The sequence below is a fragment of the Microbacterium sp. X-17 genome (genome assembly GCF_039615055.1).
The window spans coordinates 232,031-258,173 of record NZ_JBDHNI010000004.1; the positions used below are offsets into that span (position 1 = coordinate 232,031).

The following is a 26,143-nucleotide window of genomic DNA, read 5'->3' on the forward strand; positions in this document are numbered from 1 at the left end:
GGGCGACCGCAGCGATACGATCGAAGGCTGTGTCCGCGCCCGATCTCCTCATCACATACCCGCCGGAGCTGCCCGTCAGCGCCGCGCGGGACGAGATCGCGCGCGCGATCCGCGACCACCAGGTCGTGATCGTCGCCGGCGCGACGGGCTCCGGCAAGACGACCCAGCTGCCCAAGATCTGCCTCGAGCTCGGCCGCGAGCGCATCGCGCACACGCAGCCCCGCCGCATCGCGGCGCGCACGATCGCGGAGCGCATCGCCGACGAGCTGCACGTGCCCATCGGCGGGCTCGTGGGCTACCGCGTGCGGTTCACCGACCGGATCTCGGACGAGACCCGGATCGGCCTGGTCACCGACGGCGTCCTGCTCAACGAGATCCACCGCGACCGGCTCCTACGTCGCTACGACACGATCATCGTCGACGAGGCCCACGAGCGGTCGCTCAACATCGACTTCCTCCTCGGCTACCTGACGCGCATCCTCCCGCAGCGCCCCGACCTCAAGGTCGTGATCACGAGCGCCACGATCGATCCCGAGAGCTTCGCCGCCCACTTCTCCCGCGCGCTGGGGTCCGAGGTGCCGGTGATCGAGGTGTCCGGCCGCACGTACCCGGTCGACATCCGCTATCGCCCCCTCCTCCCCCGCACAACTCCTGCAATCCCGGCCGCCGAGGGCGGATCCGGTGTCCCGGAGGCCCCCGAGCCCACGGATCGCAGGAGTTCTGCGCCGCGACGTCGCGCGCCGGCCGGCGGCGACGCCGACGCGGCCGACGCGGACCCCACGGACGGGATCCTCGGGGCCCTTCGCGAGCTCGACCGGGAGACCCCGGGCGACGTGCTCGTGTTCCTGCCCGGCGAGGCGGAGATCCGGGATGCCGTCGACGCGGTCCGCGGCGCGTACGCGAAGGATGCCGCGCCGACCGAGGTCCTGCCGCTCTACGGGCGTCTCAGCGCGGCGGAGCAGCACCGCGTGTTCGAGCCGTCGGCGGTCGCGGGCGTCCGCCGGCGCGTGATCCTCGCGACGAACGTCGCCGAGACGAGCCTCACGGTCCCCGGCATCCGGTACGTCATCGACACCGGCACGGCCCGCATCTCGCGGTACAGCGCGCGCTCGACGATCCAGCGGCTGCCGATCGAGCCGGTGTCGCAGGCGTCGGCGCAGCAGCGGGCGGGTCGCGCCGGCCGTACCGCGCCGGGCATCGCGATCCGCCTGTACGACGAGGACGACTTCGACCGCCGCCCGGAGTTCACCGAGCCGGAGATCCTCCGCACGGGCCTCGCGGCCGTCGTGCTGCAGATGCTGGCGCTCGGGTTCGGCGACATCGCATCGTTCCCGTTCCTCACGCCGCCCGACTCCCGCGGCGTCAAGGCCGCGCTCGACCTCCTCGTGGAGCTCGGTGCCGTCCGCGCCGGCCGCACGCCCGAGCTCACCGCGATCGGACGCCGCATCGCGCGGCTCCCGATCGATCCGCGCTTCGCCCGGATGCTCGTCGAGGCCGAGCGCACCGCGGTGCTCCCCGACGTGCTGGCGATCGTCGCGGGCCTGTCGATCCAGGACGTCCGCGAGCGCCCCGAGGAACAGCGCGAGCAGGCCACGCAGGCGCACGCGCGCTTCGCCGACCCGACGAGCGACTTCCTCTCGCTCCTGAACCTCTGGCAGCACCTGCGCGAGCAGCAGCGCGAGCTCGGATCGAGTGCCTTCCGGCGCATGTGCCGCGCGGAGTTCCTGAACTATGTACGCGTCCGGGAATGGTTCGACGTGCACGGCCAGCTCGCCCAAGCCATGGGCGTGCCGCGCGGGACCACGGCGCACCCCGAGGCGCCCGAGGCCCCGGCGGAGGCCGCCGGGACCCGCGCCGACACGATCCACCGCGCCGTCCTGTCCGGTCTCCTGTCGCAGATCGGCATCCTCGACGAGCGGGAGAAGAAGCCCGCGAAGACGGACCGGCGCGCGGTGCCCGAATACCGGGGTGCGCGCGGCGTCCGGTTCGCGGTCTTCCCCGGATCCGGCCTGCGCAAGCGCCGGGCGGATGCCGTCATGGCGGCCGAGCTCGTCGAAACGAGCCGCCTCTACGCCCGCACGGTCGCCGAGATCGATCCCGCCTGGGCGGAGCCGCTCGCGGGCGACCTCGCGAAGCGGCAGCTGAGCGATCCGCACTGGTCGAAGGATGCCGGCGCCGCGGTCGCGGCGGAGAAGGTCACGCTGTTCGGGGTCGAGATCGTCCCGCGCCGCCGCGTTCAGCTCGCCCGCTTCGACCGCCCGCTCGCCCGCGAGCTGTTCCTCCGGCACGCGCTCGTCGAGGAGGACTGGGATGCCTCGGCGCTCGACAAGCGCCTGACGGCCTTCGTCCGCCGCAACCTCGAGCTGCGCCGCCGGCTCGAGAAGATCGAGGAGCGCGAGCGCCGCCGCGACATCCTCGTCGGCGACGAGGCCGTGTTCGCGTTCTACGACGCCCGCGTGCCGGCCGACGTCGTCGACGTCCGGGCCTTCGAGGGCTGGTGGCGCGAGGCCAGCGCGCGCACGCCGCACCTCCTCGACCTGTCCGAGGCCGACCTCCTCGGTGCCGCGGACCGCTCTGCGGAGGGCGACTTCCCGCCGAACTGGCGACAGGGCGACCAGCGCCTGTCGCTCGCGTACCGCTTCGAGCCGGGCAGCCCCGACGACGGCGTCACGGTCGTCGTCCCCCTCGCGCTCCTCGCGAGTCTTCGGCCCGACGGCTTCGACTGGCAGGTGCCGGGCCTGCGCGACGAGCTCGTCACCGCGCTCCTGCGCGCCCTGCCGAAGGCGATCCGCCGGCACGTGGTCCCCGCCGCCGACTGGGCCGCGCGCTTCGCCGAGGAGCTCGGCGGATCCGGCCCGGAGGCGCACGACGGGATGCCCCCGCAGTCCCTGCGCGCGGCACTCGCCGGGCGTATCCAGCGCGTCGCCAACCAGCCCGTCACCGCCGCCGACTTCGAGCTCGACCGGGTGCCGCCGCACCTCACGATGTCGTTCCGCGCCGTCGACGAGCGCGGGCGCGCGGTGGGCTCGGACCGCGACCTCGGCCTGCTGCAGGAGCGCCTGGCGGGCCGGGCGCGCTCCAGTGTCGCGCGCTCGCTCGAGCGCGCCGGATCCCGCCCCGACGGCCCCGCCCGCGTCGCCGGTACGGGAGCCGCCGGCCCGGGAGCCGGCGGCCCGGGGCCGGCCTCCACCGCGGCGTTCGCGGAACGGACCGGGCTGACCACCTGGGACTTCGACGACCTCCTGGAGCGCGTCGACACCCCCGTCGCGGGCGGCGTCGTGCGCGGCTATCCGGCGCTCGTCGACGAGGGCGGATCCGCCGCGCTCCGGATCGAGGCCACCCCGGATGCCGCGGCCCGGGCCACGCGCCGCGGCGTGCGCGCCCTGCTCCTGCTGGCTGTGCCGTCGCCCGCGTCCTATGTGCTCGAGCACCTGACCTCGGCCGAGAAGCTCGCCCTCGCCGCGAGCCCCTATCCGTCCGCGAAGGCCCTCATCGAGGACGCGCGGGTCGCGGTGGCGGATGCCGCGCTCGCGCGCGCCGCGCCGGACGGCATCCTGCGCACCCGGGCCGCGTTCGAGGCCGCCCGGGCGGACTTCTCCGCCCGCTCCGTCGACGATGTCTTCGCCACGGTGAGCCTCGTCGCCCGCATCCTGACCCTCGCCCGCGAGGTCGAGCGGGGCATCCGCGACCAGACCTCGCTCGCGCTCATGGGGCCGCTCGGCGACATCCGCGCGCAGCTGTCCGGTCTGGTGCATCCCGGGTTCCTCGCGCGCGCCGGGCTCGCGCGCCTCCCCCACGTCGAGCGCTACCTGCGCGCGCTGCTCGCGCGGCTCGCGGGTCTCGCCGACAACCCCGGCCGCGACCGGCAGCGCCAGACCGAGTTCGAGCGCGCCGCGGCCGCCTACGCGGAGGCGGGCGGCACGATCCCCCTGCCGGACGACCCCGACCCGCGGCTCGCCCACGCCCGCTGGCTCCTGGAGGAGCTGCGCGTGAGCCTGTTCGCCCAGTCCCTCGGCACGGCCGAGCCGGTCTCCCCCCAGCGCATCCTGAAGGCCCTCCGCCCCTAGCCCGGTTCTCCCCGCCCGCGCCCCGCCCGCGCGCACCGCCCCTCTCGCGCGCCTCTTCCTCGCGCGAGCCACGCATCTTCGCGTAGCGCGTACGCGAAACGAGCGCGCGACCCCGGCGCGCTACCCGCGCGCGACCCTCCGCGCGCAGCGCGGGCCGGGCCCTGGGAGAATGGCCCGGGCGACAGAGGAGGAACCGATGGGGCAGGCGATCGTGTACACGGAGCTCGGCGGGCCCGAGGTGCTGCGGCTCGTGGAGCGGCCCGCGGCCGCGCCCGGCGCGGGCGAGCTCGTGATCCGCGTCGAGGCCGTCGGGGTGAACCCGATCGAGGGCAAGCTCCGCGCGGGCCTCCGCCCGTCCGGCCCGTTCGCGGAGCCCCGCCTTCCCGGCACGGATGCCGCGGGCTCCGTCACCGCCGTCGGCGCGGGCGTGGAGGGCTTCCGCGCCGGCGACGCGGTCGTCGTGGCGAGCGCTCCGGGCACGTATGCGTCCGAGATCGTGGTCCCGGCGGTCTCCGCCTGGCTGCGGCCGGCCGCGGTCACGGCCGCCACCGGGGCTGCGCTGGGCGTCCCGGCCGGCACGGCGTACCAGACCGTCCGCTCCCTCGCCGTGACCGCGGGCGACACGCTGCTCGTCCACGGCGGGTCCGGATCCGTCGGACAGGCCGTGATCCAGTTCGCCGTCCTCCAGGGCGCCACGGTCGTGGCCACCGCCTCGCCCGCCCGGGCCGACCGGGTCCGCGCGCTCGGCGCGATCCCGGTCGCGTACGGCGACGGCCTCGCCGACCGCGTCCGCGCCGCCGCCCCGCAGGGGGTCACGGTCGCGATCGACGCCGTCGGCACCGACGAGGCTCTCGCGACGAGCCTCGAGCTCGTCGCAGACCACGACCGCATTGCGACGCTCGTGCGCGGGGCGCAGGCCGCGGGCCTCGGCATCCGGGCGTTCGGCGGCGGCTCCCCGCATCCCCTCACGCCGCGCCAGGTCGCCTGGCGGGCCGAGGCGATCCCGGTGACGCTCGCCCTCCTCGCCGCCGGCGCGTTCTCGGTCGAGCTCGGGCCGTCGTTCCCGCTCGCGGAGGCCGGCGCCGCACAGGCCGCCGTCGCGGCGGGCACCGCCGGCAAGATCACGCTCGTCCCCTGACCCAGGCTCCCGCCGGACGACCGGCCGCGGTTAGGCTCGTGCGCATGACCGGACTTCGCTGGGGCATCCTCGCCACGGGCGGGATCGCGCACGCGTTCACGAGCGACCTCCGAACCGCCGGACTCGACGTCGCCGCGGTCGGCTCCCGGCGCGCCGAGGCGGCGGAGGCGTTCGCGGCGGAGTTCGCGATCCCGCGCGCCTACGGCTCGTACGACGAGCTCGTCGCCGACCCGGACCTCGACATCGTCTACATCGCGACGCCGCATCCGCACCACGCGGAGAACGCGCTGCGAGCGCTGGATGCCGGCAAGCACGTCCTCCTCGAGAAGCCGTTCACGCTCAACGCCCGCGAGGCCGCCGTCGTGCGCGCCCGCGCCCGCGAGCGGGGCCTGCTCGCGATGGAGGCGATGTGGACGCGCTACCTCCCGCACATGGTGCGGCTGCACGAGATCCTCGCGGCCGGCACCCTCGGGGAGATCCAGACGGTCTTCGCCGACCACACGCAGCGACTCTCCGCCGACCCGGCCCACCGGCTCAACGCGCTGGAGCTCGGCGGCGGCGCGCTCCTCGACCTCGGGATCTACCCGATCTCGTTCGCGTGGGACGTCCTCGGCCCGGCCGAGACGATCACGGCGCGCGCCCGCCTCGGCGAGACCGGCGCCGACACGACCGTCGCCACGATCCTGACGCACGCCGGCGGGGCGATCTCGACCTCGATCTCGGGATCGCGCGGGGCCGGTCCGAACACGGCGCACGTCGTCGGAACGGATGCCCGGATCGACCTCGACCGCATCTGGTACATGCCCACGCTCCTGCGCGTGACCGCCGCCGACGGCACGGTCCTGGAGGAGTTCGACGGGCGCACCGAGGGCCGCGGCATGCAGTACCAGGCGCTCGCCGCGGAGCGGATCCTCGCGGCCGGCGGCCGCGACAGCGACCGGCTTCCGCTCGACGAGAGCGTGGCGATCATGGCCACGCTCGACGCCATCCGCGCCCAGATCGGCGTCTCCTATCCGACCGCCCCCACCCAGGAGTGAGCTGATGCCCGACCCTTCCGATCCCCGCGTCGCGGTGTACCTCGACTTCGACAACATCGTGATGAGCTGGTACGACCGCGTCCACGGTCGCAACGCGTTCAGCCGCGACCGGCAGCGGATCGCGCAGGAGCCGATCGATCCGGAGATCGCGCAGCGCCTCGCCGAGGCCACCGTCGATGTCGGCGCGATCATCGACTACGCGGCATCCTTCGGCACGCTCGTGCTCACCCGCGCCTACGCGGACTGGTCGTCGGCCGTCAACGCCGAGTACCGGTCGCAGCTCGTGGCGCGCGCCATCGACCTCGTGCAGCTGTTCCCCGCGGCCGCGTACGCGAAGAACGGCGCCGACATCCGCCTCGCCGTCGACACGGTCGAGGACATGTTCCGCCTCCCCGACCTCACGCACGTCGTGATCGTCGCGGGCGACTCCGACTACGTGCCCCTCGCGCAGCGCTGCAAGCGGCTGGGCCGGTACGTCGTGGGCGTGGGCGTCGCGGGATCCACCGCGAAGTCCCTGTCCGCGGCGTGCGACCGCTTCGACGCGTACGACACGCTGCCGGGCGTGAGCCGTCCGGCCGGATCCGAGCAGAAGGCGGATGCCGCGCCCACCCGCTCGCGTTCCAAGAAGAGCGCGAGCGACCCGGGCGGCGACCTCCTCGCCCGCGCCCTGCGCCTCGAGGGCGACAAGGAGGGCACGGACTGGCAGCACGCGTCCGCCGTGAAGAGCCTCATCACGCGCCTGGACCCGTCCTTCTCCGAGAAGGCCCTCGGCCACCGCAGCTTCACCGACTTCGTGAAGGCCCACCCCCAGGTCGCCGAGCTCGACGAGACAGCGAACATCGTCCTCATCCGCCTGGCCTCCCCCCGCCCCTGACCCCGCCCCTCTCTCCCCCTCGCCCCACCCCGCTCGCCCCACCCACTTTCCCCGAACCCACCTCCTCGTCGCGAGACCACCCGCTCGCGACGCCCTAAGGGGGTGTTCTCGCGAGGAAGAGGTGGGCTCGTGGGAGCGCTGGAGGGCGCGCGCGGGCTCGGGCTTATAGCAGCGCGGGCCGGGGCTACGCCCGCTCCGCGAGGGCGCGCACGAAGGCGACGTACGCCTCGGGCTCGTCGCGGCCGGGGATGGCGCGGAGCACGAGCTCGTCCACCGACGCACGGTACGCGGCGAGGCCGGGCGCGAGGTCCCGGTCCCCGGGGAGCGGGAGCACGGTCGCTCCCGGGGTGATCCCCAGGCGCGCGAAGTTCGCGGCGTACGGAGCGTATCCGCCGTAGGCCGCGGCCTCCGCGTCGCGACGCGCGGCGCCGGCCGCGTCGAGCGAGGTGCGGACGTAGAGCGCGACGTGCGCGCCGGGTGCCGCGCGATGGGCCTCCGCGGCCTGCGCGGCGGCGGCCGCCGGGGGGAGCCAGCTGAACAGCGGCCCATCGGACACGGATGCCGCGAGCCGCCGCATCCGCGGACCGAGCGCTCCGATCATGACCCGCGCGGACGTACCCGCACGCAGCGCGCGGACCGTCTCGCCCACGCGCTCGAGGACGCCATCGCGCAGCTGGCCCGCGCCGAGGCCGAGCACGAGCCGGTCCTCCGGGAGTGCGAGGGCGCGCACCCGGGCCAGGATCGCGTCGGCCGGATGCCGGTCGACGGGAAGCACGCCCGTGCCGAGCACGAGCCGGTCCGTGACCCGGGCCGCCGCCGCGAGGGCCGCGAGCGCGTCCCCGCCCGGGGTGTCGTTCACCCACAGCGCGTGGAACCCGCACTCCTCCACCGCTCGCGCCACCGCGGCGATGGCCGCCGGCTCGAGCGTCCCCGCGATCCCGATCGACACGAGCCCCTGTGCAGCATCCGTCATGCTTCGACCTTGCCACCCCCCACGCGAGAACGCGCGCATGTCATCTCCGGGACCGGATTCCATGACATACGCGCGTTCTCAGCGTCGGGTGGCCCGAGCCCGAGGCCGGCGCCGCGCCCGAGCCTGGGCCGAGCCTGGGCCCGCGCCGGCCGGGCCGGGGCCCGAGCCCCCGGGGTCAGGCGGCCTGGGCCAGGCGCGGGGCGGAGGCCACCACGAGTTCGTCGCGCGTGGCGTCCACGGAGACCGCGCCGCCGTCCGCGACCGCACCGGACACGAACAGGTCCGCGATCCGGTCGTCGACCTGGCGCTGGATGAGCCGGCGCAGCGGCCGCGCGCCGTACTCGGGCTCGTACCCGTGCTCGGCGAGCCAGTCCACCGCGGCATCCGTCGCCGTGAACGACACCTCGCGCGCCGTCAGCCGCGCCTCGGTCGCGCCCAGCATCAGCCGCACGATGCGGTGCAGCTGCGGCTGATCCAGCTTCCGGAACAGCACGATCTCGTCGATGCGGTTCAGGAACTCGGGCCGCATGGCCTCGCGCAGGCGCCCCATGACGCGCACGCGGAGGTCGTCCTCGCTGCCGAAGCCGGTCGCCCCGCCGCCGTCCGCGATGAAGCCGATCGCCCCCGACCGGGAGGCCAGGAACTCGCTCCCCAGGTTCGACGTCATGACGATGACCGTGTTGCGGAAGTCGACCGTGCGACCCTGGCCGTCGGTCAGGCGCCCGTCGTCCAGCACCTGCAGCAGCAGGTTGAAGACGTCCGCGTGGGCCTTCTCGATCTCGTCGAACAGCACGACCGCGTAGGGGTTGCGCCGCACGCGCTCGGTCAGCTGCCCGGCCTCGTCGTAGCCGACGTATCCCGGAGGGGCGCCGACCAGGCGCGACACGGTGTGCCGCTCGCCGAACTCGCTCATGTCGAAGCGGATGACCGCGTTCTCGTCGTCGAAGACGGATGCCGCGAGGGCCTTCGCCAGCTCCGTCTTCCCGACGCCCGTGGGGCCCAGGAACAGGAAGCTGCCGATCGGCCGGTGCGCGTCGCCCATGCCGGTGCGGTTGCGCCGCACCGCGCGAGCAACCGCCGTCACGGCGTCGTCCTGCCCGATGACTCGGGCGTGCAGCTCGTCCTCCAGCGCCCCGAGGCGCGCGCGCTCCGTCTCCGTGACGCGCGATACCGGGATGCCGGTGGCCCGGCTGATGACCGCGGCGATCTGCGCCTCGTCCACGACGGCGCCGGTCGCACCCGCGACGGGTCCGGACACGGCGCTGTCGAGCCGACGCTGCACGTCCGCGATCGCGTCGCGGATGCGCGAGGCCTCCTCGTAGTGCTCGCCCGAGACGGCCGCGTTCTTGTCGGCCTCCAGGGTCGCCAGCTCCGCCATCAGCGCACCGGTGTCCACCTGCACGCCGAGGCGCAGCCGCAGCCGCGCACCCGCCTGGTCGATCAGGTCGATCGCCTTGTCCGGCAGTACGCGCTCGGTCAGGTACCGGTCGCTCAGCTCGACGGCCGCGCGCAGCGCCTCGTCCGTGTACGTCACGCCGTGGTGCTCCGCGTATGCGGGCGCGAGCCCGCGCAGGATCTGCACGGCATCCGACACGCTGGGCTCACCGACGCGCACGGGCTGGAAGCGGCGCTCCAGCGCCGGGTCCTTTTCGATCAGGCGGTACTCCTTCAGCGTCGTCGCACCGACGAGCCGCAGCTCGCCGCGCGCCAGACGAGGCTTCAGGATGTTGCCGGCGTCCATCGCGCCCTCGCCGCCGCCCCCGGCGCCGACGACGGTGTGCACCTCGTCGACGAACACGATGACCGCGCCGTCCTGCGCCGCGATCTCGTCCATCGTCTTGGTCAGGCGCTCCTCGAAGTCGCCGCGGAAGCGGGTGCCCGCCAGCATCGCCGGCAGGTCTAGCGCGATGACGCGCTTGTCCCGCAGCTGCTCCGGCACCTTCTCCGCCACGATCGCGCTCGCCAGACCCTCCACGATCGCGGTCTTGCCGACGCCCGCCTCGCCCACCAGCACGGGGTTGTTCTTCGTGCGGCGGCTCAGGATCTCGATCGTCTGCTCGATCTCGTCGGCGCGCCCGATCACGGGGTCGAGGCGGCCCGCCGCGGCCAGCGCGGTGAGGTCGGTGCCGAACCGGTCGAGCATCGGGGTCTCCGACGTCGCCTCCGGCTCGGATGCCGCGGCTCCCGCCGGCGTCACGGTCTCGCGCACGCCCTGGGTCAGGGCCTCCGCGGTGACGCCCGCCTGCGCGAGGATCTGCCCCGCGGGGGCGTCCTGCGCCAGGACCAGCGCGAAGAACAGGTGCTCCGGGTCCACGTAGGTCGAGCCCGAGGAGCGGGCGACCTGGAACGCGTGGAACAGCGCACGCTGGACGGACGGCGTCACCACGGCGGCGTCGGCCTGGACGGACGCGCTCGGCTGCGGCAGCCGTTCTTCCGCGGCGCGCTCCAGCGCGCGCGGGTCGACGCCCAGCCGCTCGACGGCGTCTTTCGCGGGCGCCTCCGCGACGAGGACGCGCAGCACGTGCAGCGCATCCAGTTCGCGCTGTCCGCGCTGCAGCGCGTACGCGCCGGCGGCCTGCAAGAGCTCCTGCGTGCGCGCGCTCAGGAAGCGGCCGAGGTCGATCGAGCGCTCCTCACGGGCGCGCTCGCCCTGGAGGTAGCGCGCCAGGAACTCGTCGAATGCGCTGGCGCCGTCGCCCTCGTTCTGAGGGGTGAAGTCTTCGGGCATGTGCGGTCTCCTGATACTTGAGTGTTGCTATGTCAAGTTTACAAACTTGACAGGCGAAGTATCAAGTTCAACGCGGGGGTACGGCGAGTATTCCCGGGTGTCGGAACCCCCTCGTAGCGTGGGGAGCATCAGCCAGAGAGAGGGCATCCCATGGACTGGAAGATCGAGCTCATCTTCGTCCCCGTCACGGACGTCGACCGGGCGAAGGAGTTCTATGAGCGGATCGGGTTCCACGCCGACCACGACCAGACGCCGTACGACGGCCTGCGCTTCGTGCAGATGACGCCGCCGGGGTCCGCGTGCTCGATCGCGTTCGGCACGGGGCTCGGGCTCGACCTCGAGCCGGGCCGTCAGAACACGATCCAGGTCGTGGTGCCGGATGCCGACGCCGCGCTCGCGCAGCTGCGAGCCGTCGGAGCGGAGGCGAACGGTGTGGACGAGCAGGCGTGGGGCCGCTTCGTCACGTTCGACGACCCCGACGGCAACACCTGGACCCTGCAGCAGCTGCTGCCGCGCGACTGACGCGGCGACCGGTCAGCCGGCGTCGCTCCGCTCGGGCTCCCCGTCCCACAGCTGGATCGTCTGGGTGGTCCAGAACACGGCGAACAGCCCAAGGGCGACGACCTCGCCCACGAACACGAGGGGCACGGGCGAGTTCACGACCGCCTCGACACCGGCGAGCGTGAGCGCGATGACCGTCAGCAGGAACAGGACGGCCAGGGCAATGCCGGTGGCCACGGCCGTGTAGAGCGTGCGATACACAGTCCCGCCGCGAGGGGTGCGGCAGACGCGGTAGGCGCGGATGGCCGAGAACACCGCGATCACGACGATCAGACCGAAGAAGATGGATGCCGCGGTCACGTGCGCGCCCGCGAGGTACGACGCCGGCGCGAGCCAGGCCCACAGCCCGAAGGTGACGACGATCGCGGCGGCGCCGGCGAGAGCGAGGCCGCGCGCGGGCGTCATCCGCCCCTGCACGACCGTCAGCACGAGCGCGAGCAGCACACCCAGTACCCCGACGATCACGAGGCTCGTCGTCGCGGTCCAGATCTGCGGCAGGAACACCGACGGGATGCACGGGGCGGTCTCCGGGCATGTGCTGCCGGGGACCTCGCCCGCGGCGATGAGCGGCGGCACGACCGCGATGACGGGCGCGCAAATCGCCATGTAGTCCAGCAGCACCTGCTCCAGGCTGTCCCCGCTCAGCGCCACGAGGCTGATCGCGATGGCGAAGATCGACCCGACGAAGACGTCGTGCGCCGACGAGTAGTACGTCGCGCTGACGGACCCGAGCGGCCCGTCGACCCACGTGGCGACCGCGATCCCGACCCCCAGCAGCACGACCGCGCCCACGATCGACAGCCGCACGTATCGGTAGGTCCGCTCGGTCGCGGTGTTGTGCAGCCGCATCCCCATCCCCCGCCCCCCGTCCACCTCCGCGAGACTATCCGCGCGAGGCCTCCAGCGCGGCGATCAGCGTTCGGGAGTCGTAGAAGCCGACGTGGCGCTTGCCGCCGATGTAGAAGGTCGGCGTGGAGTGCAGATCCATGAGCTCGGCGTCCATCGCGTCGTCCCTGACGCGCCGCGCGACCTCGGGCGAGCGGGCATCGCGGAGGAACTGCTCCTCGTCGAGCCCGATCTGCCGGGCGTACTCCAGCAGGTCGGCGTCGTCGAGGTTCGCCTGGTTCCGGAAGAGCACGACCGCCATCTCGAAGAACCGCCCCTGCATCGCGGCCGCCTCGACGGCGCGCGCCGCATGAACCGCGTGCGGGTGCACCTGCTCGAGCGGCAGGTGCCGGAACACCCAGCGCAGCTCGGAACCGAAGTGCTCGCGGACCGCGTCGATCGAACCGGTCGCCCGGCTGCAGAACGGGCACTCGAAGTCGCCGTACTCGACGATCGTGAGCGGCGCATCGACCCGCCCGCGGATGTGGTCGCGGTCGACGTCGACCGGCCGGTTCAGCTTCGCTCCGACCGCCTGGGGCGGGCGGAGCCGGTCGCCGATGGTGAGAACCGCCCAGCCGACGGCGAACGCGATGACGGATGCCGCGAGGATGCCGACCCGCGCGAGATCCTGCTGCTCCGGATCCTCGATCGCGATCGGCACGAGGAAGAGCGCGATCGTGAAGCCGATCCCGGACAGGGCGGCGCCGCCCGCGATGCGGTGCATCCCGAGCCCCGGCGCGAGCTTCCCGGCCCCGACGGCGCGCAGGAGCGCGGTGATCCCGGTGATCCCCACGAACTTGCCGACGACCAAGCCGACGACGACGCCCCACGTGATCGGCGAGGTGACGGCGGCCGCCAGCGTCGCGGGCGTCAGGTGCACGCCCGCGTTGGCGAGGGCGAACAGCGGGAGGACCCCGAGCTCCACATACGGCCGCCACGCGGCATCCACCCGCTCGTTGATCGAGATCGAATCGCGCACCGAGCGGGTGACGGCCGCTGCGTAGGCGGTGTTCGGCGACTCCCGGAACGCGCGGGTGAGCTCCGCCGTGCGCTCCACGTCGCCGCGGCGCGGCGCGAAGACCGGGATGAGGAGCGCGACGGCGACCCCCGCGAGCGTCGGATGGATGCCGGCGAGGTACGTCGCGGCCCACAGCGCGATGCCGAGCGTCGTGTAGGCGAGGCCGCGGCCCGCGGGGAGGAAGCGCACGAAGGCGAGCGCGACCAGCAGCACCACGGCGACGGCGAGCGGGATCGGCTGGATGCCGCTCGAGTAGAAGAACGCGATCACCAGGAGGGCGCCGATGTCGTCGACGACGGCCAGGGTCAGCAGGAACACCCGCAGGCGCATCGGGTATTTGGGTCCGATGATCGCGAGCGCCCCGATCAGGAAGGCGGTGTCGGTCGAGATGACGATGCCCCACGCGGAGGCGTCGCCGGTCCGCATCGTGAACAGGACGAAGATGAGCGCGGGCAGGGCGAGGCCCGCGATCGCCGCCGCGACCGGCAGCACCGCGCGCGAGCGCGAGGTCAGCTCGCCGATCGCGAACTCGCGCTTCACCTCGAGACCGACGAGGAAGAAGAACAGGGTCATGAGGCCGTCGTTCACGAGCTCGTGGACCGTGAACGAGAACAGCGTGCCGCCGACGTCGACGCGGACGACGGTCCCCCAGAACTCTTCGTACCCCGCACCCCAGGGCGAGTTCGCCCAGACGATCGCGACCACGGTGGCCAGCAGCATGAGGCCCGCGCCGATCCGGTCGCGCCCGCGCTTCCTCCGGACGGCGAGAGGCTTCCTCTCGATCGTCTGGATCGCGATCGACGTCATGCGTGCGCGCCTCCGGGATGACGGTGTCTCCGGCTCATTCTGGCCCAGCGGGGCCGTCGGCGGCGAGCGCAGTGCGACCGCGGCGCAAACCGGTAGCCTGGGGAGGCCACCGAAGGAGTCCCATGTACATCGTCGCCCTCTTCCTGTTCCTGCTCGGCATGTTCGCGACGGGCATCTCCTTCTCGGTCCCGGGCTGGGAGGCGATCATCTTCGTCGGCGGCATCCTCAGCGTGTCCGCCGCCATCGCGATCCCGGTGCACTCTCGCTGGAGCAGCCGCTCCTAGCCGTCCGCCCGGCGGATCACGTCGCTCCCGTCCTTTCGTGGCGGGGCACGGGAGCGGTCCCACAGTTACCGAACTGTGACCGCAAGGCGCTTTTCTTTCCGTTCGTTTTGGCGCACGATGCTGACGTCGCGGCAATGTTGCACGACACCACAAATCCTCACGTCAACGAAGGGTGAGAGAAAAATGAAGCGATCCTCTCTGGCCGCCGTGGTAGCGCTCTCAGGAGCGGCTGCCCTCCTCCTGGCAGGCTGTTCCGGCTCTGGCGGAGGCTCCGGCTCGGGTGCCGCGGCTGCTTCGACGCGCGCGTGCGTCATCCTGCCCGATGCCGCCTCCTCCCCCCGCTGGGAGAACTTCGACCGCAAGTACCTCCAGGACGGCCTGACCGCCGCCGGCTACGAAGCCGACATCCAGAACGCGCAGGGCGACACGAGCAAGTACGCCACGATCGCCGACCAGCAGCTCACGAAGGGCTGCGGCGTCATGGTGCTCGTCGACTACAACGGCGCCGCCGAGGGCGTAGCCACCAAGGCCAAGGCTCAGGGCATCCCGGTCATCGCCTATGACCGGCCGTTCACCGGCGCGGACTACTACGTGTCGTTCGACAACATCAAGGTGGGCGAGCTCGAGGGCCAGACCATCGTCGACGGACTCAACGCCCAGCACAAGGACCCGAAGACCGCGACCGTCGTCTACATGGGCGGTGACCCGACGGACGGCAACGCCGCGATGTTCCGCACCGGTGCGAACAACGTGATGTCGGCAGCGGGCATCAAGCCGGCTCAGGAGCCCAAGGGCGTCTGGGACCAGGCGCAGACCGCGACCAACTTCGAGCAGGCCCTGACGGCACTGGGCGGCAAGGTCGACGCCGTGTGGGTAGCCAACGACACGAACGCCGCGGGCGTCATCGCGATCCTGCAGAAGAACAACCTCACCGGCGTGCCGGTGTCGGGTCAGGACGCGAACGTCGCCGGTCTTCAGAACATCCTGACCGGATGGCAGACCGCGACGGTCTATAAGCCCGTGAAGGACGAGGCCAATGCAGCGGTCGACGTGATCACCAAGGTGCTCAAGGGTCAGACCGTGACGACGACCAACAAGCTCGCCGACGGCACCCCGTACATCGCGGTCACGCCGCAGCTGGTCGGCCCGAACGAGGTCGAGACGGTCGTGAAGGCCGGCGATGCCTCGGCGGCCGAGATCTGCACCGGCGACGTCGCTGCGAAGTGCGCGCAGTACGGCGTACAGTAACGCCGCAACGGGGGCGTCGCGTCCGCGAGGACGCGGCGCCTTCGGCGTACGCATCTGAGGGTCGAGCTGATCGCAAGGGAGCGGCACATGTCTGACCTCATCATCGAACTCGTCGAGATCAAGAAGTCGTTCGGACCGGTGACGGTCCTGAAAGGAGTCAACCTCCGGGTACGGCCGGGGAAGGTGACGGCCCTCGTCGGCGACAACGGCGCCGGCAAGTCCACGCTCATCAAGGGCCTCGCGGGCGTCCAGCCCTACGACGGCGGGGAGATCCTCTTCGAGGGCGCACCCGTCACGCTGCACTCGCCGCGTGAGGCCGCGGCGCTCGGCATCGAGGTCGTGTACCAGGACCTCGCGCTGTGCGACAACCTCGACATCGTCCAGAACATGTTCCTGGGCCGCGAGGAGACGAGCGCGGGCACGTTCGACGAGGGCCGCATGGAACGGGAGGCATCCGACACGCTGCGGTCGCTGTCGGTGCGGACCGTGAAGTCCGTGCGGCAGAAGGTGTCCTCCCTCTCCGGCGGGCAACGGCAGACCGTCGCGATCGCCCGCGCCGTCCTCAAGAAGGCGCGCGTCGTGATCCTCGACGAGCCGACCGCGGCGCTCGGCGTCGCCCAGACGGAGCAGGTTCTGAGCCTGGTCCGCCGACTCGCCGAGCAGGGCGTCGCGGTGATCCTCATCAGCCACAACCTGGTCGACGTGTTCGAGGTGGCCGACGACATCGCCGTCCTCTACCTCGGCCAGATGGTGGCGCAGATCGACGCGGATCAGACGACCCGCGACGACATCGTCGGCTACATCACGGGTACGAAGGTGCAGGAGGGCGTGAAGATCATGGACACTTCGACGATCGCGACGGAGGCCCTCCAATGAGCGTGCGGACGAATGCCGCGCCCGACCCGCTCGTCGGCGACCTCATCGGCAGCGGCATGGAGGGCGGCGTCCGGGAGCAGTTCGATGCGTGGCTGCAGCGACTGCGCGGCGGCGAGATGGGCGCCCTGCCCGCGATCGGCGGGCTCGTCGTGCTCACGATCCTGTTCACGATCCTGAGCCCGTACTTCCTCACCGCCGGCAACTTCGCGAACCTCCTGAACCAGGCGGCGACGCTCGTCATGCTCGGCATGGCGCTCGTGTTCGTCCTCCTGCTCGGCGAGATCGACCTGTCGGCCGGCGTGACCGGCGGCGTCGCGATGGCGATCTTCATCGTCCTGAACGACAGCTTCGGCGTGAACTGGATCCTCGCGCTCGCGATCGGCTTCGCGTTCGGGCTCGCCACGGGCGCTCTCATCGGCTTCTTCGTCGCGAGGGTCGGCATCCCGTCCTTCGTCGTGACGCTGGGCCTGTTCCTGGGGTACCAGGGGCTCGCACTGCTCATCATCGGATCCGGCGGGCTCTACCGGCTGCAGGTGCCGGAGCTCATCGCGCTGCAGAACAGCAACCTGCCGGTGTGGGGCGGATGGGTGATGCTCGTGATCATGCTGGCCGTGTCGGCGACGACCTCGTTCTGGGATCGTGCCCGGCGCACTCGCGCCGGAGTCGCGAACCGGGCCCTGTCGCTCGTGTGGATCAAGCTCGGGGTGATTGCCGTCATCGGCGGCGTGGTCGTCTACCTCCTGAACCTGAACCGGTCGTCGTCGATCATCCCGGTGGAGGGCGTGCCGATCATCGTGCCAGTCGTGCTGGTCATCCTGTGGATCGGGACGTTCACGCTCGACCGGACCCGGTTCGGCCGCTACATCTACGCGATCGGCGGCAACGCCGAGGCGGCACGCCGCGCCGGCGTCAAGGTGCGGTGGGTGAAGTGGTGGGCGTTCGTCCTGTGTTCCACGCTCGCCGTGCTGGCGGGCCTGTTCAGCGTCGCCCGCATCGCGTCGGTGGATGCCGCGGCCGGCCGCGACATCGTGCTGTCCGGCGTGGCGGCCGCGGTCGTCGGCGGGGTCAGCCTCTTCGGCGGACGCGGTCGCCTCATGCACGCGGCGATCGGCGCCCTCGTGATCGCGATGATCACGAACGGCCTCGGTCTGCTGAACCTCCCCGCCGGCATCAACCTGCTGGTCACGGGCGGCGTGCTGATCCTGGCCGCCACCGTCGACGCGCTCTCGCGCCTCCGCTCCGGCGGCGCGAGAACCTAGCCCGATACCCTCCGGGGTCCGCGCCACTCGGCGCGGGCCCGCCCGCCAGATCAGGTGATCACGCTCGCTCAGGACGTTCTCCGCCCGGATCGTCCTGAACCTGCGAGATCACCTGATCTGGCGCGGTGCACGCGGCGGACACATAGGTGCCGGACGTACCGTCGGCTCATGATCGTTCACCGCAATCCTCTACGCCTTCTGGAGGTCGCGGGAGGGGTCGCGCTCGGCATCGTCGCCGCCGCGATCGCCTTCTTCGTCCTCTACTGGATCATCCGGCTCGCCGTGTCGCACGCACTCCGCGATCACGAGCGGCGGATGCATCCGCCCGTCGTCACCGCTCCGCCCGCCTACCCGGCAGCGACCGCTCCCCACCCCGCGGATCCGACACCGCCGCAGGCTCCCGCGCCGCCGCCTCTCGAGTGAGCGTCAGCGGGGCAGCACGCCCGCGGTCGAGCGGATGAGCTCGAAGGTCTGCGTCAGGATCGCGACGCCGTAGACGACGCCGACGATCACCGACAGCGCGGTGACGGCGGCCCAGCCCCAGATCGGGCCGAGGCCGTGCCCCGTGCGCCGACGCAGCACGACACCGCGGCCGATGACGTAGACCCCGTTGTTGAGGAACGCGAAGAACGCCCACGGCCACGCGAACGGCCGAGGGATGCCGCGGCGACGCAGTTCACGCCAGTCGAGCCACGCGAACAGCACGCAGAGCCCGATCACCACGAGGCTGATCCCCCACACCGCCAGAGATCCAGCCAGATACGAGGCGGTCGCCGCGTTCGCCACCTGCCGGTGACCGGTCGCGGCCGCCTCGAACGTCGCCCGGAGGTAGGCGGACGTGTTCAGGAGGAACAGCGACGGCAGCGTGACGACCGGCAGCAGCACGTTGAGCCAGATCCAGACGGTTCCGGTCGGCGCGTTGACGCGCTCCGTGCCCGCTGCCCCCACCGGATATGCCGGCAATCCCTGCACGCTCATGGCTCCCCCGATCTGACGTTCCCGGGAACAGGCTACTCGGCGAGGCGCGGGCGTGCCGACACCGCGATCTTCGGTCGGGTGTTAAGCCCGCGTAAAGGCTCACCCGCGTCGACGTGGGGCTGGGTAGCGTGTCCTTGTGGTGCGCGTGCTGGTGGTCGAAGACGATGCGGCGATCCGCACGGGCCTCGTTCGCGGCTTGGCGGAGCACGGACACGTCGTGGATGCCGCCGCCACGGCCGTGCAAGCCCTCGCCGCCCTCTCCGGGGAACGGCCGGATGTCGTCGTCCTCGACCTCGGGCTTCCGGACCTGGACGGTTCGAACGTCCTCGAGGTGGCGAAGGTGATCACGAGCGCGCCGGTCATCGTGGCGACCGCCCGCGACGACGAGCGGGAGATCGTCCGTCTTCTCAACGCCGGCGCGGATGACTATCTGGTGAAGCCGTTCTCGATCTCCCAACTGGACGCGCGGATCCGTGCCGTTCTGCGCCGCGCCGCGCCTCCGGAAGTCGAAAAGGCCCTGGTCGTCGGCGGTCTCCGCCTCGACCCCGTCGCGCGAGAGGCCGCGCTCGACGGTCGAATGCTCGACCTGACCCGCAAGGAATTCGACCTTCTTCAGATGCTCATGCAGCACGCGGGGGAGGTCGTCGCCAAGCGTCTGCTCTTGGCGGAGGTGTGGCAGCAGGCGTGGGGAGGCGCCGATCGTACGGTCGATGTGCACCTTTCGTGGCTGCGCCGCAAGCTCGGCGAGACCGCAGCCAAGCCCCGATACCTGCTGACCGTCCGCGGCGTGGGCGTGAAGCTCGTCGAACCGTGAGGCGCTGGCGGGTGTCCAGCCTGCGGGGCCGGGTGATCGCGCTCGCGGTCGGGACGGCCCTCGCAGTCATCCTGCTCGCAGCCGTCCCGATCGCGGTGCTGCGCTACGCGCAAGCACAGACCGAGGCGGAGGCGGAGGCGACCCTCGCGGCGCAGTCGGCCGCGGACTACCTCAGTCTGGGCGAGGGCGACCTGGAAGGGGCGACCGCGTACGTCCAGCGTCTGAACCAGCGCCGAGGGCAGGATGACCCGCAGGTCACCATGCTCCTTCCGAACGGGAGCCAGATCGGCGCCCCGCTGCCGGCGGAGGTCCTCACCGCGATCACGGCGGCATCCTCGTCGAGCAACGACAGCACGAATGCGCAGAGCAACACCGACGACGACGACGTGAGCGGCAACGACGGGGGGAACGCGAGCACGGCCGCGTCGTCCCCCCGGCAGATCTCGGTGCCGGGCGGACGCGTGGTGCAGGTGGTCGCGCAGACGGCCTCCGGACGCGCCAGCGCGGTCGCGTTCGCGCGGGATGCCCCGGTGCAGGCGACCCTCGCGCAGCAGTACGGGATCGGCGCAGCGGTCGCCGTGGCGATCCTGCTGCTGGCATGGGCAGGAGCAGAGCTCACGGGCCGCCGCCTCATCCGGCCTCTGCAGCTGACGGCCGACACGGCGATCGCTCTGCGTGACGGCGACCTCGCCGCGCGAGCGCCCGTCGAGGGGCCGAGCGAGGTCGCGGCCGTCGCAATCGAACTGAATGCGCTCGCGGCGCGCATCGGCGAGCTGCTCACGCAGGAGCGCGAGGCCGCTGCCGACCTGTCGCACCGGCTGCGCACCCCGCTGATGTCGGTGCGCCTCTCGGTCGAGCGGCTGCCGGACAGCCCGCAGCGCGGGGAGGTGGAAGGCGACCTCGACCGGCTGGAGCGGATGCTGACGCGGATCATCCACGCCGCACGGCGCGGGGTCCGCGAGGGGGTTCATCCGCGGTGCGACGCTGCGGCGGTCGTCGCCGAGCGGGGCGCGTTCTGGCGTCCGTTGGCGGAGGACCAGGAGCGAGCGGTGACGATCGACGTGCCCGGTGAGCCCGTCTGGGTGCGCAGCACGGTCGACGACCTGGGGTCGGCGCTCGACGCGTTGATCGAGAACGTCATCGCCCACACCGCGCAGGGCACGGCGTTCCGCGTGAAGCTGACGGCGACCTCGTACGGTGCCGACCTCGTCGTGCGCGACGACGGTCCGGGCATCCCCCGTGCCGCGCTGGAGCGCGGGATGAGCGACCGCGGGTCGACGGGACTCGGGCTCGATGTCGCCCGCTCCGTGGCCGAGGCGGCCGGCGGCACGCTCGAGCTCGTCGACGCGGATGCGACGGGTCGCGCGCACGGGGTGCTGCTGAGGCTGCACGCTGACGCAGCCGGAGGGCCGCCCGCCGGGCACGCAGGGCGGAGTGCTAGCCGGGCTTGACCCGCTCTTGACGGTCCGCTGACGAACGCATAGCGCATATCCGACGAGGGTGGACGACATGAACGACCGGACGTCCTCCTCCAGCCGTGCCCGGATTCGACGACGCGCGCGCCTGACCCTTGTCGCGGTCGTCGCCGGCAGCGTCGCGGCCGGGGTCGGCCTGACGGCCGCGGCCGCGCATGCCGACCTCGAAGCTGCGGCGGGTACGGCACCGGCGTCCGGAGCGAATGGCGGCGCCGCGTCCCCCGCACCGACCGTCCCCGCATCCTCTCCGTCCCCGGTACGTTCACCGTCGGCATCGCCGCCTCCCCCGGTCGCCTCGCCCTCTGCTCCGCCGGCGCAGCCTGCTCCGCAGGCTCGATCGGCGCCGGCGCCCGCGCAACCGGCTCCGGCGCCCGCGCAACCGGCCCCGGCCCCCGCCCCCGCGCAACCGGCCCCCGCCCCGGCACAACCGGCCCCGGCGCCCGTGCAGCCGGCCCCCGCGCCCGCGCAGCCGCAAGCACGGACGCATTCCTCGTGACGACGGAGGAATGGGCCGACTGGTCCTGCGCGGTGGCGGTCGTGACGTCCGAGCCCGGAGCACTGGCCCCGTCCGTGGAGATCGTACGCACGGTGATGGCAGAGGTCGCCGCGGCGGCGAGCCGGTTCCGGGACGACTCCGATCTCGTCCGCGTCAACAACCGACCGGGACGCTACGTCCCGGTCTCTCCGCTCCTGCTGACCCTCGTGGACCTCGCGATCTCGGTCGCTGAGAGCACCGCCGGCGCGGTCACGCCGACGGTCGGCGCAGCGCTGGCGGCGGCCGGGTACGACGACGACATCGCCGTCGTACGGGCACGCCCGTCGACGTCGGAGGGCGAGCAGGATGCGCCCGTACCGCGAGCGGCCGAGGTCGTGCGCGTCGACCGCGAGCTGTGCCGTGTCGGCGTCACGGACGGCACGATCCTGGACCTTGGTGCGGTGGGGAAGGCGTGGGCGGTGGACGAGTCCGTCCGTCGCCTTGCCGCGCGCGGGATCGACGGCGTGCTGGTCTCGATCGGCGGCGACCTCGCCGTTCACGGCACGCCGCCCGGCGGATGGCGGATCGCGGTATCCGAGACCCCCGACTCCGCCGCCGAACTCGTCGAGATCGACGCGGGCGCCCTCGCCACTTCCTCGACGAGGGGACGGCGATGGGCGGGCGGACGACACCATGTCATCGACCCGCGCACGGGCCGCAGCACCCGCGGACGCTGGCGGAGCGCGACGGTGTGGGCGCCGACGGTGGTGGAGGCGAACGTGTTCAGCACGTGGACGCTCGTCTCCGCGGACGAGGCGGAGGCCGCTCTCGCGCGAGCGGGGCGACCGTCGCGCCTCGTGGCGGACGACGGGCGGATCGTGCCGCGGGCCGGTTGGCCCACAGCCACCTCGGATGCACCGCAGGTGGTCTCGTGACGATGTACGCGCTCATCCGTGCGCTCGGCCTGGTCGCGTACGGCGTCTTCAGCCTCAGTCTCGCTCTCGGCCTCGCGAGCACGAGCGGCGGCGGCACTCTCCGGGCGATCGACCGCCGCGCCGTCAGACAGCTCCTCCATCGGTCGACGGCCGTGGTCGGGCTCCTCGTTCTCGCTCTCCACGTCCTCCTCACGATCCTCGACACGTATATCGCGACGCCGTTGAGCGCGGTCCTCATCCCGTTCACGTCCAGCTACGACACCGTGGCGCTCGGCATCGGCAGCATCGCCCTCTATGCCTTCGTGCTGGCCACGGTCTCCGGCGCGCTCCGGCTGGCGACGGCACGGATGATCTCCGAGCGCGGCTGGCGCTGGCTGCATCGGAGCGCCTATGCGGGATGGTCGCTCGCGCTGCTCCACGGCATCCTCGCCGGCCCCGACACCCGGGAACCGTGGGCGCTCTTCGTGTATGCGAGCGGCGTGCTCGTGGTCATGATCGGCTGGATCGTCCGACTGCGGGGGAACAGCCGGCTCTGGCATCGCGATCGGGACGGGGTGCTCGGCGGGCGAGGCATCCGATGACGGGGGCGAGCATGACCGCTGCGCTGGACCGCTCTCGGCTGCACACGCTCGCCGAATCGCGTCTTCTCAACGGCGACCGCCTTCCCGTTCCGCCGCGGGATCAGCGCTGGCTCGTCGAAGCGGCGGAGAGCGTGAAGCTCCTCGGCCGGGGCGGGGCGGCGTTCCCGGTGGCGGCGAAGCTCTCGGCGGCGCGTCGGGGTGCACGGGTGCTGGCGAACGGCGGCGAGGGCGAGCCCCTGTCGTGGAAAGACCGGGCGCTCATGCGGCGCTGTCCCCACCTCGTCGTGGCGGGGGTCGCGATGACGGCCGCTGCGCTGCGAAGCCGGCATGCCGTGATCGCCGTGTCCGACGCTTACGCGGCAGACCTCCTGACCGCCGCCGCGGAGGGCACCTCGGTCGAGGTGCGGCGCGTGGGGTTCGGGTTCGTGGGCGGTGAGATCGGTGCTCTCGTGAACGGCCTCGACGGCCGGGCGCCGGTGCCCAACGGCGTCCGCGTGCACGCGACCGAGCGCGGACTCGGCGGCCGCCCGACGTACGCCTCCAATGTCGAGACCTTCGCGCAGCTGGCACTGCTGTCGGCGCTCGGACCGGAGGTCTACGCCGCCGTCGGCGCGCCCGCCGAGCCCGGCGTCAGCCTGCTCACTCTGCACGGGACGGAACGGGACGGCGTGTGGGAGGTCCCGAACGGGACCGACGTCCGCAGCCTCATCGGCGGAGACCTCCGGCGACCCGTCCTCGTGGGCGGCTACCACGGCACGTGGACGACCGAGAGCCGCCTTTCGGTGGACCGTCTCGAGATGCGCCGACGGGGCATCCGCTGGGGCGCGGGCGTGCTCGCCGTCCTCCCCGAAGAGACCTGCGCGCTCGGCGAGATCGCGCGCGTCGCCCGCTGGCTCGCGAGCCGGTCAGCGGGCCAGTGCGGCCCGTGCCGGTTCGGGCTCCCCGCGATCGTGGACGACCTCGCCCGCCTCGCCGCCGGCGCCGAGATCGACGTCGATCGGCTCTCACGCCGGCTCGGGTACGTCCACGACCGCGGCGCATGCCATCACCCCACCGGGGCCGTCGCCTTCATGGCCTCCGGTGTCGGCGCCTTCGAGAGCGAGGTCCGCCGACACCTTGCGGGCCGCCCCTGCGGACGCCCGGTGCTCGGCGTCCTCCCGCTCGGAGACTCCGCATGAGCTCCCGTCGACAGCTCCGCGTCGATTGGACCCGGTGCGACGGTCACGGCTTGTGCGCCCGGCTCCTCCCGGAGGCGATCCGACTCGACGAATGGGGCTTCCCGATCATCGACGAACGCGCCGAGGTCGAACGCGCCCACGTCCGTCGAGCCATTGCGACCTGCCCACGCCTGGCCCTCCGCCTCGGCTAGCCGTCGTGCCCAGCTAGGTCTTCGAGACGAGCCCGTACCCGGCGCGGAAGGTGGGATCGGCGGTGTCGAAGGGGACGTCCTCGCGCGACGCCTCCACGGCCGGCATCGACGACGGGATGTCGAACGGGAGCCGACCGGTGAACGCGGTCCGCCCGCCCAACGCGCCGAACAACACATCGTCGCCGACACCGAACTCCCCGACGACCACGGTCGCGATCTCGAGGAGCGGCTGGAGCACCGCCGGACGCTCGAGGTAGACGGCCGCGAAGACGGGGGCCGACGCCGCATAGCCGCGGAGCTTCTCCAGGGTCGTCGCCGGGAAGGCGAGCGAGCCGCCGTGGAAGAAGTCGCCCATCGATCCGCGCCCGGACTCGAAGGGCGCATCCAGCCGCACGACGATCGCCTCCGCTGCGGCAGGATCGGCCACGGCGACGAAACCCGAGCCGCCCGGGACCGTGCAGCCGTCCGCATACACGGCCGAGCCCTCGACGAGGGACCCGATTCCACCGCCCGCGTTCCCGTCCTTCAGCAGGACCAGTGACTTCTCCTGGGCGTCGAGACCGAGCTGCGTCACGTCTGGGGCACCGCAGATCTCACCGGCACGGGCCGGGTCGACGCGGCGACGTTCGAAGAGTCCGAGCCGGAACTTCTCGGTAAGCAACCGGATCACCGAGGCATCCAGCCGCTTCGCCGGCAACTCGCCGCTGTCGACCAGCTCCTCGATCAGCTCGGTGCCACGATCGCCACCGAACTGATCCACGCCGGCGTTGAGGGCGATGCGCAGGCGCTCGAGCGGGGTCCGGTCCTCGAGGCCCCATCCGTTCGGCCCGAACGTCATGCCGCCGATGTGGGCGGCGTCAATGACGTTCCAGTCGGTCACCACGATGCCCCCGAAGCCGAGGCGCTGCCGCAGGAGTCCCTGGACGACCGGTTCGTTGAATGCGAATCCGACCTCGTCCCAGTCGGTCCCCACCGGCATGCCGTAGTAGGTCATGACCTGGGTGGCGCCGGCCTGGAACGCGGCCTCGAACGGACGCAGGTGCAGCGCCTGTCGCCCGCCGGGATAGACCTGTTCCTTATAGCGCGCGTCGTGGGCGTCGTCGCCGTCCTTCTGCGGGCCCGCGCCGGGGAAGTGCTTCACGACGGCCGCGACGCTGTCGGGGCCGAGCTCCGCGCCTCCGCGAAGAGCCCGGATGAACTCCGCCGTCAGCGCGGACACCCGCTCGGGATCCTCGCCGAACGTGCCGAAGCCCCGTGACCAGCGAGGCTCGCTATAGATGTCGGCCATCGGGCCGAGATACACGCGAACGCCCATCGCCAGCATCTCCCGGCGCACCGTCTCACCGAATCGTGCGGCCGCCCCGGGCTCGTCGATGGCTGCGATGCCGGTCGTCTCCGGCCAGCGCGATAGCGACCCGAGCGCCTGTCCGGTGAACGGGCTGCTGCGGAAACCGTGACGCGGATCCGACGAGAGCGTGACGGGGATCCCCAGCCGGGTGGACTCGGCCATCTCCTGGAGGGTGTTGTGCCATCGTGCGATCTCTTCGCTGCCCTCGCCGTCGAGCACATTGAAGTGCGAGACGAGCCGCACGGTGACGTCGTCGATCGCTTCGCGGCGGCCGGCCTCCCCGACCGGAGTCGTCGAAGGCTGGAAGAGGAGGCCGGCCTTCTCCGCGACCGTCATGCGGCCGGCCAGGTCGGCCGCGCGGCGCTCCGGCGAGTAGGCAGGGTCGAGATATGCGTCCATGTGGTTCTTCCGAG

Annotated in this window: 22 protein-coding genes; 16 read left to right on the forward strand and 6 right to left on the reverse strand. The window is 72.4% G+C overall.

The annotated features are described in order from the left end of the window. The first annotated feature begins 29 nt into the window (after nt 1–29). The 4 genes from hrpA (at nt 30) to ABCS02_RS20560 (ending at nt 7,116) form a co-directional block, all read left to right on the forward strand. Complete coding sequence (gene hrpA, locus ABCS02_RS20545) at nt 30–4,067, forward strand: ATP-dependent RNA helicase HrpA (protein ID WP_345837551.1); 4,038 nt, start codon at nt 30–32, stop codon at nt 4,065–4,067. A gap of 196 nt (nt 4,068–4,263) precedes the next feature. Further along, nucleotides 4,264–5,205 (forward strand): NADP-dependent oxidoreductase, encoded by a 942-nt coding sequence (locus ABCS02_RS20550; RefSeq protein ID WP_345837552.1) that lies wholly within the window; start codon nt 4,264–4,266, stop codon nt 5,203–5,205. A 44-nt stretch (nt 5,206–5,249) separates the two neighbouring features. Beyond that, nucleotides 5,250–6,242 carry a Gfo/Idh/MocA family oxidoreductase gene (locus ABCS02_RS20555; protein WP_345837553.1) on the forward strand — a complete coding sequence of 331 codons (993 nt, stop codon included), beginning with the start codon at nt 5,250–5,252 and terminating at the stop codon, nt 6,240–6,242. Nucleotides 6,243–6,246: 4 nt separating this feature from the next. Continuing rightward, nucleotides 6,247–7,116, forward strand: a complete 870-nt coding sequence (locus tag ABCS02_RS20560; protein ID WP_345837554.1) for an NYN domain-containing protein — start codon at nt 6,247–6,249, stop codon at nt 7,114–7,116. Between the two features lie 184 nt (nt 7,117–7,300). Here ABCS02_RS20560 and ABCS02_RS20565 read toward each other — a convergent pair whose 3' ends face one another. Together ABCS02_RS20565 and ABCS02_RS20570 are read right to left on the reverse strand one after the other, a co-directional pair. Beyond that, nucleotides 7,301–8,089, reverse strand: a complete 789-nt coding sequence (locus ABCS02_RS20565) for an LLM class flavin-dependent oxidoreductase (protein WP_345837555.1) — start codon at nt 8,087–8,089, stop codon at nt 7,301–7,303. A gap of 175 nt (nt 8,090–8,264) precedes the next feature. Beyond that, nucleotides 8,265–10,817: an ATP-dependent Clp protease ATP-binding subunit gene (locus ABCS02_RS20570; RefSeq protein WP_345837556.1), complete on the reverse strand. Its 2,553-nt coding sequence runs from the start codon at nt 10,815–10,817 to the stop codon at nt 8,265–8,267. 150 nt (nt 10,818–10,967) lie between these two features. On the opposite strand from ABCS02_RS20570, the gene ABCS02_RS20575 reads away from it, so the two are divergent. Continuing rightward, nucleotides 10,968–11,339 carry a GNAT family N-acetyltransferase gene (locus ABCS02_RS20575; protein ID WP_345837557.1) on the forward strand — a complete coding sequence of 124 codons (372 nt, stop codon included), beginning with the start codon at nt 10,968–10,970 and terminating at the stop codon, nt 11,337–11,339. 12 nt (nt 11,340–11,351) lie between these two features. Here the strand turns inward: ABCS02_RS20575 and ABCS02_RS20580 are convergent, their stop codons facing one another. Together ABCS02_RS20580 and nhaA are read right to left on the reverse strand one after the other, a co-directional pair. Next, nucleotides 11,352–12,251, reverse strand: coding sequence for a hypothetical protein (locus tag ABCS02_RS20580; RefSeq protein ID WP_345837558.1), 900 nt, complete (start codon nt 12,249–12,251; stop codon nt 11,352–11,354). A gap of 10 nt (nt 12,252–12,261) precedes the next feature. After that, nucleotides 12,262–14,088 carry a Na+/H+ antiporter NhaA gene (gene nhaA / locus ABCS02_RS20585; RefSeq protein ID WP_345837559.1) on the reverse strand — a complete coding sequence of 609 codons (1,827 nt, stop codon included), beginning with the start codon at nt 14,086–14,088 and terminating at the stop codon, nt 12,262–12,264. Nucleotides 14,089–14,210: 122 nt separating this feature from the next. On the opposite strand from nhaA, the gene ABCS02_RS20590 reads away from it, so the two are divergent. The 5 genes from ABCS02_RS20590 to ABCS02_RS20610 all read left to right on the forward strand — a co-directional run bounded on the left by ABCS02_RS20590 (nt 14,211) and on the right by ABCS02_RS20610 (nt 18,178). Next, entirely contained in the window at nt 14,211–14,372 is a 162-nt protein-coding gene (locus ABCS02_RS20590; RefSeq protein WP_345837560.1) for a hypothetical protein, read from the forward strand. Nucleotides 14,373–14,555: 183 nt separating this feature from the next. After that, the gene (locus ABCS02_RS20595; protein ID WP_345837561.1) at nt 14,556–15,620 is read left to right on the forward strand and encodes a substrate-binding domain-containing protein; all 1,065 of its coding nucleotides are present in this window, start codon (nt 14,556–14,558) and stop codon (nt 15,618–15,620) included. Between the two features lie 87 nt (nt 15,621–15,707). Further along, on the forward strand, nt 15,708–16,496 hold the full coding sequence (locus ABCS02_RS20600) for an ATP-binding cassette domain-containing protein (RefSeq protein ID WP_345837562.1): 789 nt from the start codon (nt 15,708–15,710) through the stop codon (nt 16,494–16,496). Continuing rightward, nucleotides 16,493–17,755, forward strand: a complete 1,263-nt coding sequence (locus ABCS02_RS20605) for an ABC transporter permease (RefSeq protein ID WP_345837563.1) — start codon at nt 16,493–16,495, stop codon at nt 17,753–17,755. The genes ABCS02_RS20600 and ABCS02_RS20605 overlap by 4 nt, the downstream gene beginning before the upstream one ends. A 168-nt stretch (nt 17,756–17,923) precedes the next feature. Then, on the forward strand, nt 17,924–18,178 hold the full coding sequence (locus ABCS02_RS20610; RefSeq protein WP_345837564.1) for a hypothetical protein: 255 nt from the start codon (nt 17,924–17,926) through the stop codon (nt 18,176–18,178). A 3-nt stretch (nt 18,179–18,181) separates the two neighbouring features. Here the strand turns inward: ABCS02_RS20610 and ABCS02_RS20615 are convergent, their stop codons facing one another. Beyond that, complete coding sequence (locus ABCS02_RS20615; protein ID WP_345837565.1) at nt 18,182–18,733, reverse strand: hypothetical protein; 552 nt, start codon at nt 18,731–18,733, stop codon at nt 18,182–18,184. A gap of 136 nt (nt 18,734–18,869) precedes the next feature. Here ABCS02_RS20615 and ABCS02_RS20620 point away from each other — a divergent pair, with 136 nt between their 5' ends. The 6 genes from ABCS02_RS20620 (at nt 18,870) to ABCS02_RS20645 (ending at nt 24,382) form a co-directional block, all read left to right on the forward strand. Continuing rightward, on the forward strand, nt 18,870–19,547 hold the full coding sequence (locus ABCS02_RS20620) for a response regulator transcription factor (RefSeq protein ID WP_345837566.1): 678 nt from the start codon (nt 18,870–18,872) through the stop codon (nt 19,545–19,547). Nucleotides 19,548–19,558: 11 nt separating this feature from the next. Further along, nucleotides 19,559–20,998, forward strand: a complete 1,440-nt coding sequence (locus ABCS02_RS20625) for a HAMP domain-containing sensor histidine kinase (RefSeq protein WP_345837567.1) — start codon at nt 19,559–19,561, stop codon at nt 20,996–20,998. A gap of 516 nt (nt 20,999–21,514) precedes the next feature. Further along, nucleotides 21,515–22,432, forward strand: coding sequence for an FAD:protein FMN transferase (locus ABCS02_RS20630; RefSeq protein WP_345837568.1), 918 nt, complete (start codon nt 21,515–21,517; stop codon nt 22,430–22,432). Then, nucleotides 22,429–23,013: a hypothetical protein gene (locus ABCS02_RS20635; protein WP_345837569.1), complete on the forward strand. Its 585-nt coding sequence runs from the start codon at nt 22,429–22,431 to the stop codon at nt 23,011–23,013. Before ABCS02_RS20630 ends, ABCS02_RS20635 begins: the two co-directional genes overlap by 4 nt. Nucleotides 23,014–23,024: 11 nt before the next feature. Beyond that, nucleotides 23,025–24,191: an NADH-ubiquinone oxidoreductase-F iron-sulfur binding region domain-containing protein gene (locus tag ABCS02_RS20640; protein ID WP_345837570.1), complete on the forward strand. Its 1,167-nt coding sequence runs from the start codon at nt 23,025–23,027 to the stop codon at nt 24,189–24,191. Continuing rightward, nucleotides 24,188–24,382: a ferredoxin gene (locus ABCS02_RS20645; RefSeq protein ID WP_345837571.1), complete on the forward strand. Its 195-nt coding sequence runs from the start codon at nt 24,188–24,190 to the stop codon at nt 24,380–24,382. The genes ABCS02_RS20640 and ABCS02_RS20645 overlap by 4 nt, the downstream gene beginning before the upstream one ends. Before the next feature lie 13 nt (nt 24,383–24,395). Here ABCS02_RS20645 and ABCS02_RS20650 read toward each other — a convergent pair whose 3' ends face one another. Further along, on the reverse strand, nt 24,396–26,129 hold the full coding sequence (locus ABCS02_RS20650; protein WP_345837572.1) for a glycoside hydrolase family 3 N-terminal domain-containing protein: 1,734 nt from the start codon (nt 26,127–26,129) through the stop codon (nt 24,396–24,398). Between the last annotated feature and the right edge of the window lie 14 nt (nt 26,130–26,143).